Here is a 17,207-nt window from a genome sequence, read left to right on the forward strand (position 1 = left end):
AGGTCCGAAAGAGACGGCCTACGCCCCGAACGCCTTCGACACCGAGTAGATGAGCAGTCCCGCCAACGCGCCCACGACCGTGCCGTTGATCCGGATGAACTGGAGGTCGCGCCCGATGTGCGCCTCGATCTTCCGCGAGGTGTGCTCCGCGTCCCATCCCGCCACCGTGTCGGTGATCAACGAGGTGACCTCCGTCCGGTAGGTGGTGACCACGTACACCAGCGCGCCCTCGATCCAGCCCTCCAGCTTGGCCTGGAGCCGGCCGTCCGTGGCCAGGCGCGCGCCCAGGGACATCAGTGAGGACCGCACCCGCAGGCGCAGTTCGCTCTGCTCGTCCTCGGCCGCCGAGAGGATCATCGACCGGATCGCGGTCCAGGCCGAGGCGATCACGTCCTGCACCTCGCCCCGGGACAGGACGTCGTTCTTGAGCCGCTCGACCCGTGCCCGGGTGTCGGTGTCCGATTGCAGGTCGACCGCGAAGTCCTTCAGGAACCGGTCCACCGCGCCCCGTGCCGGGTGCTCGGGCATGTCCCGCATCTCGGTGACGAAGCGCAGCAGCTCCTTGTACACCCGGTCGCCGATCTTGCGGTCGACGAACCGGGGGGTCCAGCCGGGGGCACCGCCCTGTACCGCGTCCATGACCGAGTCCCCGTGCAGCACGAGCCAGTCGTGCGCCTTGACGCAGATCAGGTCGACGCCGCGGTGGTGCCCACCGTCCGCGACGACCCGCTCCAGCATCTTGCCGATGCCGGGCGCGATCTCGGCGCTCTCGGCCCGTCTGGTGATCGCCTCGCCGACGACGGCCTGGACGTCGGCGTCGCGCAGGACGGTCAGCGCCCCGCGCAGCGCGGTGGCCAACTCCGCCGTGACCCGGTCGGCGTGGGCGGGCTCCGCCAGCCAGGATCCGAGCCGGCCGCCGATCCCGAGCGCGCCGAGGCGGGCCCGCACCACTTCCGCGGAGAGGAAGTTCTCCCCGACGAACTCCCCGAGGGAGACGCCGAGCTGGTCCTTCTTCGTCGGGATGATCGCGGTGTGCGGGATGGGCAGGCCCAGCGGTCGCCGGAACAGAGCGGTGACCGCGAACCAGTCGGCGAGCGCGCCGACCATGCCCGCCTCGGCCGCCGCCGCCACATACCCGGCCCAGGCGCCCGCGCCCCTGTGCTCCGCCCATGTGGCGAGCACGTAGACCAGTGCCACCAGGACCAGCAGGCCGGTGGCGGTGGCCTTCATCCGGCGTACGCCGCGCTGCCGCTCCTCGTCCGCCGCGTTGAACACGAACGCGCCTCGGGCGGGTGGTGCGGCCGGTGCCGCGGCCCCGGCGTGCGCCCTGTCGCGGTTGTCCACGTCTTCCACGTGCTCCTGCCTTCCCCCGGTGGCCGGTTTTGTCTGCATAGCATCCGACTCCCGGGAGGTCCGAGGAGTTCCCGGCGCGCCGTACCGATCCCCCCGAGGGAGGACCGTCGGCGATCCGGGCGAACCTCCCCGGCAAGATCCGCGAGGGACGGCCTACAGCTCCTTGCGGGGCCGCCCGCCGCGCGCCTGCTTGGGCGTCTTCGGCGGCTTGACCTTGATCTCGACCCCGCCCCAGAAGGCGAAGCCGTTCACGACCACCCGCGGAGCCCCCGGTTCCGCCCGCTCGGAGCTCGGGCGCTGATCGAAGGCGCCCATCACCCCGATGCCCCGAACGTCCACCTCCACGCCCGGCGGCACGATGATCTGGATCCCGCCCATGACGGCGACGCAGGTGATCACCACCTCTCGCTGGGCGAAGTTCGCCTCCCGCAGGTCCAGCTCGCCGCCGCCCCAGAACGCCACCGCGTTGAAGCGGGCGGGCACCGTCCAGTGCCCCTTGCGCTGGAACCCCGACATCACGGCGACGGCCGTGGCGGAGGTGCCCGAGCCGCCGATCCGCGCGGGCCACGCGACACCGGAACCCGCGGGCGCGGGCTGCCCGGACGCCAGGGGGGCCACGGCCCCCGGCACGGCGGGCAGGTCGCGCGTCAGCGGTTCCAACTCACCGTAGGTACGGGACGCGTACGCCGCCTCCAGCCTCTCCTCGAACTCCTCCATGTCCAGCCGGCCCTCGGCGACGGCGTCCCGCAGGCGCTCCACCACCCGGTCCCGGTCGGCATCGGACGCCCTCAGTTCCGGCAACGGCCTCTCCGACCGATCGTCACTCATGTGGCCCAGCCTATGCAGTGATCGCGGCGAGTTGTATGGCCCGAGCGGCCCACCGCACCCGGGCTTTACCCTGAGTCGCCCCGGACCCGTGGCGTGCGCCCCTGCCCCCGCGCCGTGGACGAGGCGTCACCCCCGGCCCGCGTACATCCGCGCGATCACGTCCTCGATGTCCGGCTCGCGCACCGACAGGTCCACCAGCGGGTACTGCGCCGCCACCGCCGCCACCAGCGGCGCCGCCGACGCCTGCGCGGGGAACGCCAGCCACTGCCGGGGCCCGTCCACCCGCACCACCCGCGCCCCGACCACCTCGATCGGCGGGACCTCCCGTTCCAGGTCCACCACCAGCGTCCGCTCGCCCGCCCCGCCGGCCACCGACGTGTGCAACCCGCCCAGCGGACCGTCGTACATCAACCGCCCGTGGTCGATCACCATCACCCGCTCGCAGAGCTGCTCGATGTCCTGGAGGTCGTGCGTGGTAAGCAGGACGGTCGTGCCCAGTTCCTCGTTCAACTGCCGCAGGAACCCGCGTACCCTCGCCTTGCTCACCACGTCGAGCCCGATCGTCGGCTCGTCCAGGTACAACACCTCCGGATCGTGCAGCAGCGCCGCCGCGATGTCACCGCGCATCCGCTGCCCCAACGACAGTTGGCGTACCGGTACGTCGAGCAGCTCGGCCAGGTCCAACCGGTCCACGCAGCGTTCCAGGTTCTCCTTGAACCGCGCCGCCGGGATCCGGTACATCCGCCGCATCAGCCCGTAGGAGTCCTTCAGCGGCAGGTCCCACCAGAGCGTGGTGCGCTGCCCGAACACCACCCCGATCCGGTGCGCGAGCCGCATCCGCTCCCGTGCCGGGTCGATGCCGGCCACGCGGAGCCGGCCGGCGCTCGGGGTGAGGATCCCCGTCAGCATCTTGATCGTGGTGGACTTGCCGGCGCCGTTCGGTCCGATGTAGCCGACGACCTCGCCCCGCGCGATCTCGAAGCTGATCCCGTCCACGGCCCTGACCCGGCGTTTCTCCCGACGTACCAGGCCCACGCGGCGTCGTACGTCGAAGACCTTCTCGACCCCGTCCAGCGAGATCAACGTGTCCGTTGCCATCCCTGCCTCAACTCCCCGTGCTGCGGTACGAACGAACTCCCGCGCGCCACGCGAGCGACGCGGGCAGGAACACCACGAAGGCCACCAGGGGGCTCAGGTAGGCCACCCATCCCGGCAGGCCCAACGGGTCGGGCCGCCCCAGCACGTGCAGTGCGGGCAGCCAGTTGACGAAGGCCAGCGGCACGATGAAGGTCACCCCGCGCAGCAGGTCCTTCGCGAAGACGGTCGGCGGGTACTGGAGCATCGTGCAGCCGCCGTAGGTGAAGGAGTTCTGCACCTCCGCCGCGTCGCCCGCGACGAACTGGAACGCCGCCCCGGCCACCATCACCGCCCCGAAGATCGCCGCCCCGGCCGTGATCATCACCGGTACCAGCAGCACCTTCCCGGGCGTCCACGCCACCTGGGGGCCCAGTGTCCAGAGCGCCCAGGTCAGCACACCGAGCCCCTGGGCGATCCGACCCACCCGTCGCAACGCGAACCGGTCCGCCGCCACCTGCGCGAGCACCGGCACCGGCCGCACCAGCATCGTGTCGAGCGAGCCGTCCCGGATCCGGACGCCGATCCGGTCGGTGTTGCCCAGCAGCAGGTCCGCGAGGCCCAGGGAGGCCGAGCAGGACCCGTACAGCAGGGCGATCTCGGGCAGGGTGAAGCCGCCCAGCGCGTCCACGTGCGAGAACATGATGGAGATCGCCACGAAGTCGAGCAGGGTGATCACCGCGTTCCCGAAGGTGGACAGCAGGAACGACGCCCGGTACGTCATCGTCGAGCGGATCCACATCGCCGCGATCAGCCGGTAGCCCCGCAGCCCCTCCCGCACCCGACCGCGTCGCGGGAGGTCCGACAGTCCGACCGGCGGCCGCTCCAGCGTCGTCTCAGCCACCCTGGACCACCACCTTGCGCGTCGCCGCCGACTGGACCAGCCGCCCCAGCCCCAGCAGGACGACCGCCCAGAACACCTGGAACCCGAGCGCCCCGGCGGCGCCCCCGGCCCCGGAGTGCTTGCCCATCAACACGTCCATCGGCACCTGGAGCATCGCCGCCCACGGCAGGGCGCGGACGAACTCCCCGAAGGCGCCGGGGAAGATCGTCAGTGGCAGCAGCATCCCCGAGCAGAAGATCGACACGACGGTCGCCATCAGGTTGATCCCGGCCCCGTCCATCAGCCAGAAGGCGGCCAGCCCGAGCAGGTAGCGCACCCCGAAGCCGACCACCAGTCCGAGGATCACGGACACCATGAAGAGCGCCCAGCGCCACGGGTCGGTCGGCAGCGCCAGCCGGAACGCGAGCGCGCCCGCCACGATCGGCAGCACCCCGCGCCCCAGCAGTTGGAAGGCGGCCCGGCCCAGGTCGGAGGCGAGCCACCACATCTGGAGGTCCGCCGGGCGGTACAGGTCCACGGCGATGTCCCCCGTGCGGACCCGCTCCTGGATCTCCTCCTGGAACCCGCCCCCGATGAGCGCCCCGGCCGCCAGCAGCGACTGGCTGACCCAGACGAAGGTGAGGGCCTCGGCCTGGTCGTACCCGCCGAGGCCGGGGCGCTCGTCCCAGAGCGCCATGTACGTGTACGCGACGATGAAACCGAACACGGTGTTGGTGAACACACCGGCCGCGGTCGCCGTCCCGTAGGTGGCGTAGCGCCGGAATCCGCCGGCCGCGACGGCCGTGTAGAGAGCAGCTCTCTGACGCACCGTATCCCTCCGTTTCCCACGTCGTTCCTGTGTCGGCCAAAGCGCGCGAGCTTAGTGCGGAGGGGCGATCCACGCGACCGATTTATGCCCGTCCGGCGCGGAATCAGTGGTCATCAGGTAGACACCATGAGGGACAGATGTGGACATTTGGCACGGCGGCCGCGAGGAGCCCAGGAGATGAGCGACCAGTCACCACCCCCGGGCTGGACTCCTCGCGACCCGGACTCCCCCGACGAACCGCAACCGACCCCGAGCGTCGGACGTGGCCCCGGGGGCACGCCCCGGGACGAGGACGGCGGCGCGCGGACCGCCGGGAACACGGCCGGGAGCACTGGCCCGAAGCCCGGCAAGGCCAGGCGCGGGCGGACCGGTTGGCGCCGGGCCCTCCCCACCTGGCGCATGCTCCTGGGCGGCGTCCTGCTGATCGCCCTGCTGGTCGGCGGCGCCCTGGTCGCCGGCTACCTGTTGGTCCGCATCCCGCCCGCCAACGCCGCCGCCACCGCCCAGTCCAACGTCTACCTCTACGCCGACGGCTCCCCGCTCGCCCGTGACGGCGAGGTCGACCGCGTCAACGTCGCGCTCTCCCAGGTCCCGCGCACGGTCCAGGAGACCGTACTGGCCGCCGAGGACCGGGACTTCCACTCCGAACGGGCGGTGGATCCCAAGGCGATGCTCCGCGCCGCGTGGAACACGCTCACCGGCAAGGGCAGGCAGTCCGGCTCGACCATCACCCAGCAGTACGTCAAGAACTACTACCTGGGCCAGGAACAGACGGTGAAGCGGAAGGCCAAGGAGTTCTTCATCGCGATCAAACTCGGCCGTGAGAAGTCGAAGGACTACATCCTGGAGGGCTATCTGAACTCCAGTTACTTCGGCCGCAACGCCTACGGCATCCAGGCCGCCGCCCAGGCCTACTACGGCAAGGACGTGGGTACGCTCGGCACCGCCGAGGGCGCCTACCTCGCCACCCTCCTCAACTCCCCCAGCGCCTTCGACGTCGTCGCCCACCCGCAGAGCCGCGGTCGCGCCGTCGCCCGCTGGAACTACGTCCTCGACGGCATGGTGAAGAAGGGCTGGATGACCCCGGCCGAACGGGCGGCGGCCCGGTTCCCCGAACCCGGCAAACTCCGCCCGGCGGCCGGGCTGTCCGGGCAGCGCGGCTACCTCGTCGAAGCCGTCAAGGACTACATCGTCGATCGCGGGATCCTCGACGACAAGACCCTCGCCGAGGGCGGCTACCGGATCACCACGACCATCGACAGGCGCCGCCAGAACGCCTTCGTCGCCGCCGTCGACACCGAGATGGTCGCCAAACTCGACCCGAGGACGCGCAAGGCCGACCGCGTCGTACGGGCCGGCGGGGTCTCCATCGACCCGGCCACCGGCAAGGTCGTCGCCATGTACGGCGGCATCGACTACACCCGCCAGTACGTGAACAACGCGACCCGGCACGACTACCAGGTGGCCTCCACCTTCAAGCCGTTCGTGTTCGCGGCCGCCGTCGAGAACGACTCCCACACCCAGGACGGCCGCCCCATCACCCCGAACACCCTCTTCAACGGCGACAACAAGCGCCGGGTCGTGGGCACCCGGCTGGTCTACGCGCCGGAGAACGAGGGGCAGTTGTCGTACGGGGACATCACCGTGAGCACCGCCACCGACCTCTCCGTCAACACCGTCTTCGCCCAGATGGTCGTCGACGTCGGCACCGCCAAGGTCAAGGAGACGGCGGTCGCCCTCGGCATCCCCGCGAACACCCCGAACTGGGATCCCGGCCCGGCGATGGCACTCGGCACCATCCAGGCCAGCGTCCTGGACATGACCCAGGCCTACGCGACGCTCGCCGACCACGGCCGCCGCACCCCCTACACCTTCCTGGAGAAGATCAGCAAGGGCGGCGACACCGTCCGCCTCCCCGACCGCGCCCCGCAGCAGGCCGTCAGCCGCGAATCGGCGGACACCACCACCTCGATGCTGGTCAGCGTGGTGGACAACGGCACCGGCACGGCCGCCCTCGCCGCCGGCCGGCCGGCGGCCGGCAAGACCGGCACCGCCGAACTGGACCGCGCCGCCTGGTTCGCCGCGTACACCCCGGACCTGGTCACGGTGGTCTCGATGATGGGCCAGGACCCCGACACGGGCAGGCTGGAGTCCCTGTACGGGGCGCTCGGCGAGAACCGCATCGGCGGCGGCGGGTACCCGGCGCGCATCTGGGCGGCGTACACCAAGGCGGCCCTGGAGACCACGGACCCCGTCGACTTCGACCTCGAACTCCAGGAGGGCGCGGCCCCACCCCCGGAGCCACCCGTCGAGCCGAGCCGGACGCAGAACCCGGGCAGCCGGACCCCCGCCGCTCCCGTGTCGCCGAGCCGGCCCGCCCGGCCGAGCGACGGCGGGGACCAGGGCGGCCGGGACCAGGGTCGGACGCAGGGACAGGGGCGGAACGAGGGCCAGGGCCGCGACCAGGGGCAGACCGACGGCGGACGGAACACGGGCGGCGACACCGACGGCGGGCAGAGCACCGGGGGCGACACCCAGGGCGGCCAGACCAACGGCGGACAGGCCACCGCGGGCCGGACCACCGGGGGCGACACCGGTGGTGGCCAGAGCCGGGGCGGCCAGAGCGCCGGGGGCGACGGCCAGGGCGACCAGCCCCCGCCGGACCAGGGCCCGGGCGGACTCCTGCGGGGCCGGCGTCCCCCGGCGGACTACCTGGAGTGACGCGCGCCGGCCCGAAGCGCGCGCCGGGGCGGCACCCGGTCAGTGACCGGAGGTCGCCTTCAGGCCCACGACGGCGACCAACAGCAGGCAGATGAAGAAGATCCGGGCGGCGGTGACGGGCTCACCCAACACCGCCATCCCCAGCACCGCCGCGCCGGCCGCACCGATGCCCACCCAGACCCCGTAGGCCGTGCCGATCGGCAGGGTCTTGGCGGCGTAGGACAGCAGCACCATGCTGGCGACGATCCCGGCGCCCGTGAACACGCTGGGCCAGAGTCGGGTGAATCCCTCGGTGAACTTCATGCCGATCGACCAGCCGACTTCGAGCAGACCGGCGACGATGAGCAGAACCCAGGCCATGACAGGCACCTCCGGAACGAGAGCGAACGGGGTGCGTCGTCTTGTCGTACAGCCAAGGCCACCCGGTACGGCGCGTCTCGTCGGGGTTCCTTCCCACCGTAGCAAAGGACGACGAAAAGGGCCGGTGACCTCGGCCACCAGCCCCTCTCCCCGCTCCTACAGGTCTCGCGGCGCTCCTACAGGTACAGCCCGGTGGAGTCCTCGGACCCCTCCAGCCGCTCCGCGGCCACCGCGTGCAGGTCCCGCTCGCGCATCAGCACGTACGTCGCCCCGCGCACCTCGACCTCGGCCCGGTCCTCGGGGTCGTACAGCACCCGGTCGCCGGGCTCCACGCCCCGGACGTTCTGTCCGACCGCGACCACCTCGGCCCAGGCGAGCCGCTTGCCCACCGCGGCCGTCGCCGGGATCAGGATGCCGCCGCCCGAGCGCCGCTCGCCCTCGGGAGAGTCGGATCGTACGAGCACGCGGTCGTGCAGCATGCGGATGGGCAGCTTGTCGTGGGTGGTGGTGTCGTCGCTCACGCCCCGAACCTACCCGCCCGCGCGCCCGGTGTACGCCGGCGGGCCATCAGCGCTTGCGGCGCACGGCCAGCACCACCAGACCGGCGACACCGACCGCGAACAGCGCGAGCGGCACGATCCGTTCGAGGCGCGGCGCTCCGTCGTCGTGCCGCAGGCCGTCCTTCACGTCCGTCACCAGACGGTTCGCGGCGACCACGGCACGCCCGGCGGTGTGGTCGACGACGCCGACCACCTTGGCCTTGGCGTCCCCGACGATCGTCTTCGGGTGCACGCGCACACCGATCTCGTCGAGCGTCTCGGCCAGCTGCTCCCGGCGACGGACGATGTCCGCCTCGATCTGTGCGGGGGTCCTGGCATCCTGTGCGGGGGTCCTGGCTTCCGGCACCGCGCTGCCTCCGTCGTCGTGGTCGGTCGTGAAGGGGGCGTAAGCCCACCCTGAACAGTCTGTCAGCTTAGTCTCGGACCGTACCGATCCCCTCCCGAGGAGACTCCTGACATGAGCGAGCGACTTGAGCCGGGCGACACCGCCCCCGCCTTCACCCTGCCCGACGCGGACGGCAACGAGGTCTCGCTTGCCTCCCACAAGGGCCGCAAGGTCATCGTGTACTTCTATCCGGCGGCCCTGACCCCGGGCTGCACCAAGCAGGCGTGCGACTTCACGGACAATCTGGCCGTACTCGCCCAGGCGGGTTACGACGTCATCGGCGTCTCCCCCGACAAGCCGGAGAAGCTGGCGAAGTTCCGCGAGCAGGAGAACCTGAAGGTGACCCTGGTCGGCGACCCCTCGAAGGAGGTCCTGGCGGCGTACGGGGCCTTCGGCGAGAAGAAGCTGTACGGCAAGACGGTCACCGGGGTCATCCGCTCGACGGTGGTCGTGGACGAGGACGGCAAGGTCGAGCGGGCCTTCTACAACGTCAAGGCCACCGGCCACGTGGCCAAGATCATCAAGGATCTGGGCATCTGATCCGACGCGGGGGGACGCGGCCGTCGCGCCCCAACTGCCGTGCGGCCACCCACACATGGTGTCGGTGGGACCGTCGCCGCGGGATCGGCCGGTCCTGTCGGCCGGGGCCGTCGGCTGCCCGCTATCATGGCAGGCGGCCGGCGGCGGTGGCGCAACGGCGACGCAGCAGACTTAGGATCTGTGGCCCGTGAAACGGCTTGAGGGTTCGAATCCCTTCCGCCGCACCCGTGAGGGCCTGTGAATCGAAACGCGATTCACAGGCCCTTCGTGCTACCCGAGCAGTTCGCGGATCACCGGGACCAGGGCCCGGAAGGCCTGGCCCCGGTGGGAGATGGCGTTCTTCTCCGCCGCGGAGAGTTCCGCGCAGGTGCGGGTGTCGCCCGAGGGCTGGAGGATCGGGTCGTAGCCGAAGCCGCCGGCGCCGGCCGGGGTGTGGCGCAGGGTGCCCAGGAGCCGGCCCTCGACGACGCGTTCGGTTCCGTCCGGGAGGGCGAGGGCGGCGGCGCAGGCGAAGTGGGCGCCGCGGTGCTCGTCGGCGATGTCCCCGATCTGGGCCAGGAGCAGGTCCAGGTTGGCCTTGTCGTCGCCGTGGGCGCCGGCCCACCGGGCGGAGAAGATGCCGGGGGCGCCGTTCAGGACGTCCACGCAGAGGCCGGAGTCGTCGGCCACGGCCGGCAGGCCGGTGGCCCGGGCGAGGGCGTGCGCCTTGAGCAGGGCGTTCTCGGCGAAGGTGACGCCGGTTTCCTTGACGTCGGGGATCTCCGGGTACGCGTCCGCGCCGACCAGCTCGTGCGGCAGGCCGGCGTCGGACAGGATGGCGTGGAGTTCGGAGATCTTGCCCGCGTTGCGGGTGGCGAGGATCAGGCGCGGCGAGGTCGTCATGCGCCGATTATCCCGCGCCGCCCGGCGGCGCCCGGCGACGGGTCAGCCGGGGGTGCAGACCTTGGAGATCTCCGAGGCGGCGTCGGCGACCGGCTGGATGTCGGGGTTGACGTTGCCGCCCTCGATGGAGGTGCGGACGTTCTTCACGGCGGTGGTCATCGAGTCGATGGCCTTGCCCAGGTCGGCGTTGTCGGTCTGGTCGCCGATCTTCTTCAGGTTGGTGTCGATGGCGTTGAGGGCGTTCTGCGCGTCCTGCGGGCTGTTGCCGGCCTGCGAGACCGCCTGCTGGAGGTCGTTGGCGCTGTCCGCGATGGCCACGGCGGTGTTGGCACAGTCCATCGCGGTGGAGATGGCGTCGCAGGAGGTGAGCGCCGGCACGGCGAGGGCGGCCGCGAGGGCGACGGCGGCTATGCGGTGCTTCGGCTTGGGCGAGAGCTTCATGCGGGTCCCCCCGGGAGTCGTGGATGCCCGGGTCCGCGGTGCGCGGATACCCGGATGCGCGGATACGTGGACGGGCGCACGGTGGTGACACCGTGCGCCCGTACCGCGTATCCGCGTAGACGCCGGGCGACGCCCGGCGGTTGCCGTCAAGGGGCCTGGAGCTCCAGGGCGCCGAGCTGGAGGGCCTGGAGGTCGGCGCAGCCGCCGGCGGCGAGGTCGAGGAGGGCGTTCAGTTCCTTGCGGTCGAAGGGCTCGCCCTCGGCGGTGCCCTGGACCTCGACGAAGCGGCCGTCGCCGGTGCAGACGACGTTCATGTCGGTCTCGGCGCGGACGTCCTCCTCGTAGCAGAGGTCGAGGAGGGGTTCGCCGTCGACGATGCCGACGCTGACGGCGGCCACGGTGCCGACGAGGGGCTTGCGGCCGGCCTTGATCAACTTCTTCTTCTGACCCCAGGCCACGGCGTCGGCGAGGGCGACGTAGGCGCCGGTGATGGCGGCGGTGCGGGTGCCGCCGTCGGCCTGGAGGACGTCGCAGTCGAGGACGATCGTGTTCTCGCCGAGAGCCTTGTAGTCGATGACGGCGCGCAGCGAGCGGCCGATCAGGCGGGAGATCTCGTGGGTGCGGCCGCCGATCTTGCCGCGGACGGACTCGCGGTCGCCGCGGGTGTTGGTGGAGCGGGGCAGCATCGAGTACTCGGAGGTGACCCAGCCTTCGCCGCTGCCCTTGCGCCAGCGCGGGACGCCTTCGGTGAAGGAGGCGGTGCAGAAGACCTTGGTGTCGCCGAAGGAGATGAGGACGGAGCCCTCTGCGTGCTTGCTCCATCCGCGTTCGATGGTGACCGGGCGGAGCTGTTCGGGCGTGCGGCCGTCGATGCGAGACATGGTGGCGAGCCTAGTCGGTGCGGGGGTACGAGAAGACCCCGTCCGGATGGGTCCGGTACGGGGTCCTGCCCTACGGGCGCGGGGTGCGCGCGGGTTCCGAGCGGGTGGGCTCAGCTCACATCATGTCTTCGATGTCGCCGGCGATCGGGTCGGCGTCGGTGCCGATGACGACCTGGATCGCGGTGCCCATCTTGACGACGCCGTGGGCGCCGGCGGCCTTCAGCGCGACCTCGTCGACCAGGCCCGGGTCCTTGACCTCGGTGCGCAGGCGGGTGATGCAGCCCTCGACCTCTTCGATGTTGTCGATACCGCCGAGCCCGGCGACGATCTTCTCAGCCTTGGTGGCCATCTGTTTCTCCCTGAGTGTTACGAAGAACGAGTCTCGGCGGCCGGATGCCTGACTGCCCACCCGGGAGCTCCGCTTCGTCACGGTAACTCACGGTTGGCCCATCTACACGAGCGCGTGCCCGGCATCTGCCGAATGATGACGATCAGCATCAACCTGCCCTCCGGGCGGGTGAAATGCCATCGCATCACAAGTGGTCTACACCAGTGTGCCGCACGTGGCGCGACTGCCAAAACGGGCCGGCCAGGGAGGACGCCGATGAGCACGAGCAGCGCTGCGGCAGCACCGCCACGACAGTGGTGGAACGGCCTGTTCCAGGGGCTGCAGAAGATGGGGCGGAGCCTCCAGCTGCCCATCGCCGTACTGCCCGCCGCGGGCATCCTCAACCGTCTCGGCCAACCCGACGTCTTCGGCGCGGAGGGGCTCGGCTGGAACGACGTGGCCAGGGTCATGGCGAGCGCGGGCGGCTCCCTGCTCAACGCCGACCTGGGCCTGCCCCTCCTCTTCTGCGTCGGTGTCGCGATCGGCATGGCCAAGAAGGCGGACGGATCGACCGCGCTGGCCGCGGTCGTCGGCTTCCTCGTCTACCGGAGCGTGCTGCGCGCCTTCCCCCAGCCCTGCCCGGTGGGGACCCGCGACATCGGGGGCGGCTGCCTGGGGGCGGACGGCGCGTTCGCCGAGTACACCTTCCAGAACCCGGGGGTCTTCGGCGGCATCGTGATGGGCCTGTTGTCGGCCTGGTTCTGGCAGCGCTATCACCGGGTGAAGCTGGTCGACTGGTTGGGCTTCTTCAACGGCCGGCGCCTGGTCCCGATCATCATGGCGTTCGTCGCGATCGGCTTCGCCGTCATCTGCCTGTGGATCTGGCCGCCGATCGGTGACGCGCTGGAGAGCTTCTCCGACTGGCTGGTGGGGCTGGGTTCGTGGGGCGCGGGCATCTTCGGCGTCGCGAACCGCGCACTGCTGGTGATCGGCCTGCACCAGTTCCTGAACGTGCCGGTGTGGTTCCAGTTCGGCAGCTACACCAAGCCGGACGGGCAGGTGGTCCACGGTGACATCGCCATGTTCCTGGCGGGCGACCCGAACGCCGGACAGTTCCTCTCCGGCTTCTTCCCGATCATGATGTTCGCGCTCCCGGCGGCGGCGCTGGCCATCACGCACTGTGCGAAGCCGGCGCGCCGCAAGGAGGTCGGCGGTCTGATGCTGTCGGTGGCCCTGACGTCCTTCGTCACCGGCATCACGGAGCCACTGGAGTACTCGTTCCTGTTCGTGGCGCCCCTGCTGTACGTGATCCACGCGCTGCTGACGGGCGTCTCGATGGCGGTGACGTGGGCGTTCGGCGTCCACGACGGCTTCAGCTTCTCGGCCGGCCTGATCGACTACGTCATCAACTGGGGACTGGCGACGAAGCCGTGGCTGATCATCCCGATCGGCCTGGGGTTCGCGGTCGTCTACTACGCGGTGTTCCGTTTCGCGATCACGAGGTTCGACATTCCGACGCCGGGTCGGGAGACGGACGAGGAGATCGAGGCGATGGAGGCGGACAACACCAAGGCGTAGCGGCAGCCGAAGAGCCGGCCCGGACGCGGTCGGGGCCCGGCCCGGACGCGGTCGGGGCGCAGGCTTCCCCAATCAGCCCATATCATCGTCGTTCGGGCTCAACCGTGCGGCAGAAGCCCCCGGATCACGATCCGGGGGCTTCTGCCGCGCCCCCGGCGACGACCTTGATCGTCACCCCGACCGTGCGCGGCGCCCGATGAGGAACGTGACCCAGACCACAGGAAAACGAAGGTTCCTTATCTAACCCTCACCGTGCTACAACTGGTCTACACCACGCATTGGTGTAGACCACGCTCGCTTCCCCCCGGCGGCGTGTCCCCCTTTTTCGAGACGTCGCCGTCCCCCTTGGTCCACCCCCCTGGCGGCGCCTTGCTCCCCGGAGGAAGTTATGAGTACGGCTACTGACGCCGCGGCGCCCCCCGCCAAGAAGCGGAGCGCCGGCCTGATCCAGGGTCTCCAGAAGGTCGGCCGCAGCCTCCAGCTGCCCATCGCCGTCCTGCCGGCCGCGGGCATCCTGCTGCGCCTCGGCCAGCCCGACGTCTTCGGCAAGGACGGCCTCGGCTGGGGCAAGGTCGCCACGGTGTTCGCCACCGCCGGTGACGCCGTCTTCTCCAACCTGCCCCTGCTCTTCTGCATCGGTGTGGCCATCGGCTTCGCCAAGAAGTCGGACGGCTCGACGGCGCTCGCCGCGCTCGTCGGCTTCCTGGTCTACAAGAACGTGCTCACCGCCTTCCCGGTGACCGAGGCCATCGTCAACACCACCGAGAACAAGGGTGTGGACGTCGCCGCGACGTACAACAACCCGGGTGTGCTCGGCGGCATCATCATGGGTCTGCTCGCCGCGATCCTGTGGCAGCGCTTCCACCGCACCAAGCTGGTGGACTGGCTCGGCTTCTTCAACGGCCGTCGCCTCGTCCCGATCATCATGGCCTTCGTCGGCGTCCTCGCGGGCGTGTTCTTCGGCCTGGTCTGGGAGCCGATCGGCGAGGTCATCTCCAACTTCGGCGAGTGGATGACCGGCCTGGGCGCCGGCGGTGCGGGTCTCTTCGGCCTGATCAACCGCGGACTGATCCCGATCGGCATGCACCAGTTCGTGAACACGGTCGCCTGGTTCCAGATCGGCGACTTCACCAATGCCGCCGGCGAGGTCGTGCACGGCGACCTGAACCGCTTCTTCGCCGGTGACCCGGAGGCCGGTCTGTTCATGACGGGCTTCTTCCCGATCATGATGTTCGGTCTCCCCGCCGCGGCCCTCGCCATCGCGCACACCGCCCGTCCGGAACGCCGCAAGGCCGTCACCGGCATGATGGTCTCGCTCGCCCTCACCTCGTTCGTCACGGGTGTCACCGAGCCCATCGAGTTCTCGTTCATGTTCATCGCACCGTTGCTGTACGCGATCCACGCCGTGCTGACCGCCATCTCGATGGCCATCACCTGGGCGCTCGGGGTCCACGCGGGCTTCACCTTCTCCGCCGGCCTGATCGACCTCGGGCTCGGCTGGAACAAGGCGAGCAGCCCATGGATGATCATCCCGATCGGCCTCGTCTTCGCGGCGATCTACTACGTGGTGTTCCGCTTCGCGATCACCAGGTTCAACCTTCCGACGCCGGGCCGCGAGTCCGACGAGGAGATCGCGGAGATGGAGAAGGCCGAGGCCAAGTAGGCTCCGCGCCACCCCGCACGCACGAAAGGCCCCCGCGCTCCCGGAAGGGAGGGCGGGGGCTTCGTCGTACTCCACGGCGCGGGGCTTCGTCGTACGGGAAAGCGGGGGGGGGTGCCGGTGCGTCAGACCTCGTAGACGGCGCCCGGGTGCGCGAGATCGACCCGGCCGTCGTAGACCGCGCGGGCGTCGGCGAGGTTCTGCTCGGCGTCCGTCCACGGCGGTACGTGGGTCAGGACGAGCCGGCCGACCTTGCCGCCGCGCGCGTACTCGCCGGCCTCGCGGCCGTTGAGGTGGAGGTCCGGGATGTCCTCCTTGCCGTGCGTGAAGGAGGCCTCGCACAGGAACAGGTCGGCGCCCTCGGCCAACAGGCCCAGCTCGGCGCAGGTGCCGGTGTCCCCGGAGTAGGTGAGGGAGCGGCCCTCGTGCTCGACGCGGATGGCGTACGAGTCGACGGGGTGGCGGACCTTCTCGGTGCGGACCTGGAACGGGCCGATCTCGAAGCTGCCGGACTTCAGGGTGCGGAAGTCGAAGACCTCGCTCATCGAGTTCGCGTCGGGCACGTCCTCGTACGCCGTGGTGAGCCGCTGTTCGGTGCCCTCGGGTCCGTAGACGGGGATCGTCCCGCAGCGGCCGCCCTCGTGCCGGTAGTAGCGGGCGACGAAGTACGCGCACATGTCGATGCAGTGGTCGGCGTGCAGGTGGCTCAGGAAGATCGCGTCGAGGTCGTAGAGACCGACGTGGCGCTGGAGCGCGCCGAGGGAGCCGTTGCCCATGTCGAGGAGCAGCCGGAAGCCGTCGGCCTCGACGAGGTAGCTCGAACAGGCCGATTCCGCGGACGGGAACGACCCCGAGCAGCCGACGACGGTGAGCTTCATGGAGCGTGAACCTCCGTGGACGGTCCGTGGACGGAATGCGGGCCGTGCGTGGGTCGAGCGTAAGGCGCGAAACGTCCGGTCGCTCCTCCGCGGCGGGCCGTTGTGGGGCGAATCACCTGTGCTGTCACCCGGGGGAGCGACGGCGGGTACGGACGTTGCCACCGCTGCCGTGCCGGGGGGCCATCGCGAGACTACGGTCGGAACATGGACACGTCCTGGTGGCCCGCCGTGGCCGCGGCCGTCGCCGTGGTCGTGCTGGTGCTGGTCCCCGGGCCGGGCCGGTGGGTCGGGCGGGGCCGCGCGGCGCCGCACGGTCCCGGGCCGCCGCCCCGGGTGCGGCCGGGTGAGCTGTGGACCCTGACGAACGGGCGACCGTGCCTGGTGTTGTCCGTACGGGCCCGGCGGGCGCGGGTCGCGTGGATCACCCGTAAGTACGACGACCGGCGCGCGGGGGTGATCCCGTTGCCGCCGGGGGTGGTCGGGGCGCAGGGCCGCAAGAGCTTCCTGGAGGCGGACCGGCCGCAGGAGGTGTCCCTGTGGGAGTTCGCGTGCCGGTCGGGCGTGGTGGACCCGACGGTGTGGGACGAGGTCAAGGGGCTCGGCGGAGGGACGGGATGACGGTGTCGACGGTGCGGGTGCGGCGTGTCCACGATGCCCCCGATCCGGGGGCGGACGGCGTACGGGTCCTCGTGGACCGGCTCTGGCCGCGCGGGGTGTCGAAGGCCGCGGCCGCCGTGGACCGGTGGCCGAAGGCGGTGACCCCGTCGACGGAGCTGCGGAAGTGGTTCCACTCGGGCGCGGGGACGGCGGCGGAGTTCCGGGCCCGGTACGAGGCGGAGCTGGCGGCGCCGGAGGCGGTGGCGGAGCTGGACCGGCTGCGGGCGCTGGTGGCGGCGGGCCCGGTGACGCTGCTGACGGCGGTGCGGGACCCGGGGTCGAGCCACGCGGCGGTCCTGGCGGAGCTGCTCCGGGCGGGCTGACCGCACCGAGCCGGGCCCGTCCCCGCGGGGCGGGGCCGGGCCGGGC

The 17,207-nt window shown here is 71.0% G+C and carries 19 protein-coding genes, 1 tRNA gene and 1 riboswitch; of the genes, 7 read left to right on the forward strand and 13 right to left on the reverse strand.

All coding sequences use genetic code 11. From position 1 onward, the window contains the following. Positions 1-18: 18 nt before the first annotated feature. The 5 genes from OHA84_RS14695 to OHA84_RS14715 all read right to left on the reverse strand — a co-directional run bounded on the left by OHA84_RS14695 (position 19) and on the right by OHA84_RS14715 (position 4,967). Positions 19-1,392, reverse strand: a complete 1,374-nt coding sequence (locus OHA84_RS14695; RefSeq protein ID WP_078999574.1) for a DUF445 domain-containing protein — start codon at positions 1,390-1,392, stop codon at positions 19-21. A 114-nt stretch (positions 1,393-1,506) separates the two neighbouring features. Further along, entirely contained in the window at positions 1,507-2,181 is a 675-nt protein-coding gene (locus OHA84_RS14700) for a DUF1707 domain-containing protein (RefSeq protein WP_053683110.1), read from the reverse strand. Between the two features lie 126 nt (positions 2,182-2,307). Further along, on the reverse strand, positions 2,308-3,279 hold the full coding sequence (locus OHA84_RS14705; protein WP_053683108.1) for an ATP-binding cassette domain-containing protein: 972 nt from the start codon (positions 3,277-3,279) through the stop codon (positions 2,308-2,310). 7 nt (positions 3,280-3,286) lie between these two features. Further along, positions 3,287-4,057, reverse strand: coding sequence for an ABC transporter permease (locus OHA84_RS14710; protein WP_053683122.1), 771 nt, complete (start codon positions 4,055-4,057; stop codon positions 3,287-3,289). 94 nt (positions 4,058-4,151) lie between these two features. After that, a complete protein-coding gene (locus tag OHA84_RS14715; RefSeq protein ID WP_053683107.1) occupies positions 4,152-4,967 on the reverse strand; it encodes an ABC-2 family transporter protein in 816 nt (271 codons plus the stop codon). A 177-nt stretch (positions 4,968-5,144) separates the two neighbouring features. Between OHA84_RS14715 and OHA84_RS14720 the strand changes: the two genes are divergently transcribed. Further along, positions 5,145-7,688, forward strand: a complete 2,544-nt coding sequence (locus OHA84_RS14720; protein ID WP_266971354.1) for a transglycosylase domain-containing protein — start codon at positions 5,145-5,147, stop codon at positions 7,686-7,688. Between the two features lie 39 nt (positions 7,689-7,727). Here the strand turns inward: OHA84_RS14720 and OHA84_RS14725 are convergent, their stop codons facing one another. The 3 genes from OHA84_RS14725 to OHA84_RS14735 all read right to left on the reverse strand — a co-directional run bounded on the left by OHA84_RS14725 (position 7,728) and on the right by OHA84_RS14735 (position 8,954). Continuing rightward, positions 7,728-8,048, reverse strand: a complete 321-nt coding sequence (locus tag OHA84_RS14725) for a multidrug efflux SMR transporter (RefSeq protein WP_266947600.1) — start codon at positions 8,046-8,048, stop codon at positions 7,728-7,730. Positions 8,049-8,078: 30 nt separating this feature from the next. Then, a riboswitch (guanidine-III (ykkC-III) riboswitch) is annotated at positions 8,079-8,161 on the reverse strand. Positions 8,162-8,224: 63 nt separating this feature from the next. Further along, positions 8,225-8,527, reverse strand: a complete 303-nt coding sequence (locus tag OHA84_RS14730) for a co-chaperone GroES (RefSeq protein WP_053683120.1) — start codon at positions 8,525-8,527, stop codon at positions 8,225-8,227. 88 nt (positions 8,528-8,615) lie between these two features. Further along, positions 8,616-8,954 (reverse strand): DUF3618 domain-containing protein, encoded by a 339-nt coding sequence (locus OHA84_RS14735; RefSeq protein WP_053683101.1) that lies wholly within the window; start codon positions 8,952-8,954, stop codon positions 8,616-8,618. A gap of 111 nt (positions 8,955-9,065) precedes the next feature. Between OHA84_RS14735 and bcp the strand changes: the two genes are divergently transcribed. Together bcp and OHA84_RS14745 are read left to right on the forward strand one after the other, a co-directional pair. Next, positions 9,066-9,533: a thioredoxin-dependent thiol peroxidase gene (bcp, locus tag OHA84_RS14740; protein ID WP_266947601.1), complete on the forward strand. Its 468-nt coding sequence runs from the start codon at positions 9,066-9,068 to the stop codon at positions 9,531-9,533. A 140-nt stretch (positions 9,534-9,673) separates the two neighbouring features. After that, positions 9,674-9,757: transfer RNA gene (locus OHA84_RS14745), tRNA-Leu, on the forward strand. A 46-nt stretch (positions 9,758-9,803) separates the two neighbouring features. Here the strand turns inward: OHA84_RS14745 and rdgB are convergent. The 4 genes from rdgB to OHA84_RS14765 all read right to left on the reverse strand — a co-directional run bounded on the left by rdgB (position 9,804) and on the right by OHA84_RS14765 (position 12,146). Continuing rightward, the gene (rdgB, locus tag OHA84_RS14750; RefSeq protein WP_053683096.1) at positions 9,804-10,415 is read right to left on the reverse strand and encodes an RdgB/HAM1 family non-canonical purine NTP pyrophosphatase; all 612 of its coding nucleotides are present in this window, start codon (positions 10,413-10,415) and stop codon (positions 9,804-9,806) included. Between the two features lie 42 nt (positions 10,416-10,457). Further along, positions 10,458-10,856: a hypothetical protein gene (locus OHA84_RS14755; protein WP_053683094.1), complete on the reverse strand. Its 399-nt coding sequence runs from the start codon at positions 10,854-10,856 to the stop codon at positions 10,458-10,460. Positions 10,857-11,002: 146 nt separating this feature from the next. After that, complete coding sequence (gene rph / locus OHA84_RS14760; RefSeq protein ID WP_053683092.1) at positions 11,003-11,737, reverse strand: ribonuclease PH; 735 nt, start codon at positions 11,735-11,737, stop codon at positions 11,003-11,005. Between the two features lie 115 nt (positions 11,738-11,852). Further along, positions 11,853-12,146 carry a PTS glucose/sucrose transporter subunit IIB gene (locus tag OHA84_RS14765; protein WP_266950608.1) on the reverse strand — a complete coding sequence of 98 codons (294 nt, stop codon included), beginning with the start codon at positions 12,144-12,146 and terminating at the stop codon, positions 11,853-11,855. Between the two features lie 195 nt (positions 12,147-12,341). On the opposite strand from OHA84_RS14765, the gene OHA84_RS14770 reads away from it, so the two are divergent. Together OHA84_RS14770 and OHA84_RS14775 are read left to right on the forward strand one after the other, a co-directional pair. Beyond that, positions 12,342-13,643, forward strand: a complete 1,302-nt coding sequence (locus tag OHA84_RS14770; RefSeq protein WP_266947603.1) for a PTS transporter subunit EIIC — start codon at positions 12,342-12,344, stop codon at positions 13,641-13,643. 388 nt (positions 13,644-14,031) lie between these two features. Then, the gene (locus tag OHA84_RS14775; protein ID WP_053683087.1) at positions 14,032-15,306 is read left to right on the forward strand and encodes a PTS transporter subunit EIIC; all 1,275 of its coding nucleotides are present in this window, start codon (positions 14,032-14,034) and stop codon (positions 15,304-15,306) included. A 122-nt stretch (positions 15,307-15,428) separates the two neighbouring features. Here the strand turns inward: OHA84_RS14775 and OHA84_RS14780 are convergent, their stop codons facing one another. Beyond that, a complete protein-coding gene (locus OHA84_RS14780; protein WP_053683085.1) occupies positions 15,429-16,181 on the reverse strand; it encodes an MBL fold metallo-hydrolase in 753 nt (250 codons plus the stop codon). Between the two features lie 204 nt (positions 16,182-16,385). Between OHA84_RS14780 and OHA84_RS14785 the strand changes: the two genes are divergently transcribed. Both OHA84_RS14785 and OHA84_RS14790 read left to right on the forward strand, forming a co-directional pair. After that, entirely contained in the window at positions 16,386-16,799 is a 414-nt protein-coding gene (locus OHA84_RS14785) for a hypothetical protein (RefSeq protein ID WP_266971346.1), read from the forward strand. After that, positions 16,796-17,161 (forward strand): DUF488 domain-containing protein, encoded by a 366-nt coding sequence (locus OHA84_RS14790; protein WP_266971344.1) that lies wholly within the window; start codon positions 16,796-16,798, stop codon positions 17,159-17,161. The genes OHA84_RS14785 and OHA84_RS14790 overlap by 4 nt, the downstream gene beginning before the upstream one ends. Positions 17,162-17,207: the final 46 nt, after the last annotated feature.

Source organism: Streptomyces sp. NBC_00513 (assembly GCF_041431415.1).
Classification (GTDB): domain Bacteria; phylum Actinomycetota; class Actinomycetes; order Streptomycetales; family Streptomycetaceae; genus Streptomyces.

Excerpts from the sequence above, each read along its gene's own strand:
- OHA84_RS14695 (WP_078999574.1), bottom strand. The coding sequence starts at position 1,392 with ATGCAGACAAAACCGGCCACCGGGGGAAGGCAGGAGCACGTGGAAGAC.
- OHA84_RS14700 (WP_053683110.1), bottom strand. The coding sequence starts at position 2,181 with ATGAGTGACGATCGGTCGGAGAGGCCGTTGCCGGAACTGAGGGCGTCC.
- OHA84_RS14705 (WP_053683108.1), bottom strand. The coding sequence starts at position 3,279 with ATGGCAACGGACACGTTGATCTCGCTGGACGGGGTCGAGAAGGTCTTC.
- OHA84_RS14710 (WP_053683122.1), bottom strand. The coding sequence starts at position 4,057 with ATGTGGATCCGCTCGACGATGACGTACCGGGCGTCGTTCCTGCTGTCC.
- OHA84_RS14720 (WP_266971354.1), top strand. The coding sequence starts at position 5,145 with ATGAGCGACCAGTCACCACCCCCGGGCTGGACTCCTCGCGACCCGGAC.
- OHA84_RS14725 (WP_266947600.1), bottom strand. The coding sequence starts at position 8,048 with ATGGCCTGGGTTCTGCTCATCGTCGCCGGTCTGCTCGAAGTCGGCTGG.
- OHA84_RS14730 (WP_053683120.1), bottom strand. The coding sequence starts at position 8,527 with ATGCTGCACGACCGCGTGCTCGTACGATCCGACTCTCCCGAGGGCGAG.
- bcp (WP_266947601.1), top strand. The coding sequence starts at position 9,066 with ATGAGCGAGCGACTTGAGCCGGGCGACACCGCCCCCGCCTTCACCCTG.
- rdgB (WP_053683096.1), bottom strand. The coding sequence starts at position 10,415 with ATGACGACCTCGCCGCGCCTGATCCTCGCCACCCGCAACGCGGGCAAG.
- OHA84_RS14755 (WP_053683094.1), bottom strand. The coding sequence starts at position 10,856 with ATGAAGCTCTCGCCCAAGCCGAAGCACCGCATAGCCGCCGTCGCCCTC.
- rph (WP_053683092.1), bottom strand. The coding sequence starts at position 11,737 with ATGTCTCGCATCGACGGCCGCACGCCCGAACAGCTCCGCCCGGTCACC.
- OHA84_RS14770 (WP_266947603.1), top strand. The coding sequence starts at position 12,342 with ATGAGCACGAGCAGCGCTGCGGCAGCACCGCCACGACAGTGGTGGAAC.
- OHA84_RS14775 (WP_053683087.1), top strand. The coding sequence starts at position 14,032 with ATGAGTACGGCTACTGACGCCGCGGCGCCCCCCGCCAAGAAGCGGAGC.
- OHA84_RS14780 (WP_053683085.1), bottom strand. The coding sequence starts at position 16,181 with ATGAAGCTCACCGTCGTCGGCTGCTCGGGGTCGTTCCCGTCCGCGGAA.
- OHA84_RS14785 (WP_266971346.1), top strand. The coding sequence starts at position 16,386 with ATGGACACGTCCTGGTGGCCCGCCGTGGCCGCGGCCGTCGCCGTGGTC.
- OHA84_RS14790 (WP_266971344.1), top strand. The coding sequence starts at position 16,796 with ATGACGGTGTCGACGGTGCGGGTGCGGCGTGTCCACGATGCCCCCGAT.